The sequence below is a fragment of the Streptococcus dentapri genome, from assembly GCF_042649885.1.
GTDB lineage: Bacteria > Bacillota > Bacilli > Lactobacillales > Streptococcaceae > Streptococcus > Streptococcus dentapri.
Window position 1 is genome coordinate 1 of record NZ_JBHSAC010000019.1, and the last position, 1258, is coordinate 1258.

1 protein-coding gene and 1 pseudogene are annotated in these 1258 nt (G+C 38.8%); both read left to right on the forward strand.

Annotated features, from left to right (window positions below):
* A pseudogene (locus tag ACFOSE_RS02240) lies at nt 1–348 on the forward strand (T7SS effector LXG polymorphic toxin); the annotation flags it as partial.
* 7 nt (nt 349–355) lie between these two features.
* Nucleotides 356–1048 carry a PoNe immunity protein domain-containing protein gene (locus ACFOSE_RS02245; RefSeq protein ID WP_380429939.1) on the forward strand — a complete coding sequence of 231 codons (693 nt, stop codon included), beginning with the start codon at nt 356–358 and terminating at the stop codon, nt 1046–1048.
* Nucleotides 1049–1258 lie beyond the last annotated feature (210 nt).

Genomic DNA, 1258 nt, shown 5'->3' on the forward strand with positions numbered 1-1258 from the left:
CAGTTTGGCTACGAGCGTATCAGCAAGGACATGGTGACCAGTCTTGATAGCCCTGGTCATCAGGGCATTGACGGAGTTTACTACAATCCAGATGGCCACCCGCCTTATATCATCTCGGAGGCTAAGTATAACACAGCGAGGCTGAGTAAAGGCTTGACGGATGGAAGCAATCAGATGGATTATGAGTGGATTCAAAATAGGTTAAAAGATGCAGTTGGATCAGAGCATTATAAAGCTATCCGTAGAGCACAGTACACAGGTGATGTCCAAAGTCACTTGTTCAATGTTAAAGAGAATGGCAATATCATTATCAATCAGTTGGATGAAGAAGCTAAGAAAATGAGATGAGGATAATATGTTACGAGATAAGTTGAAAAACGAACATTATTTTCAGAAATTAAAGACTGAAGAAGTTGAATGGCTGAAAGAGTTAACGGATATGGAGTCCATAATCAGTTCTGATAAGACAAGGATGTATTATATTGATCTAAGCATTATCAATTTTACATTGTTTAAAATTTCCTACTCAATGGGAGAAAATTCTAATAGTTATTTTGAATATTTTAAGGATAGTATTCATCATTACTCTAAAGTTTTTGGTGAAAATAGTGGCATATTCGCTATTATCGACTACCTTTCCCTAGCTGTTCTTTTTGAAAGTTATAGAAAAGAATTCATTGATGATGTTAAGATATTATTTGATAAATACCTCAAATTGACAGCAGAAGGAAAAACTAAGCAGGACGATTTTATTGATTTTCTTGGTGTTTATTTACTCCAAGACCGAGTGGTCAATTTCCATTCCCATTTGGAGTATCTCAATCTGATGGGGGATACGGCTGACTCTGTCATTGAAGCGCAGAAGTTCTGGTATTATGCCCATTCAGAGGCGGCTTGGTACAATTCCCATTTGCGAGATACAGATAGCTACTATGGCTACTGGTCTTTTGACACAGCGGCCCTCTGTAAAATCCGCGGGATTTATGACGAGCGCCTAAAGGACTTGGACTATTTCCCTTATGACTTATTGGTTCAAAAGGACCATTAGTATGATATAATAGGCTCGGGCTAAGGTCTGAGCTTATTTTTATAGGGTTTATGTCTAAGAGCGGTCTTCTGGCCTATGATGTGATGGGTGAAAGGCTTCGCTCCCTTTCTTCCGAGGAATTTAAAGCTGAGCTTATCCGGCAGCTCAAAGTAGTTTTATAGAAAAGGGGGGTCTCAATGGCAAGTGAAACGATCTCAATTGATCTCAATA

Excerpts from the sequence above, each read along its gene's own strand:
- ACFOSE_RS02245 (WP_380429939.1), top strand. The coding sequence starts at position 356 with ATGTTACGAGATAAGTTGAAAAACGAACATTATTTTCAGAAATTAAAG.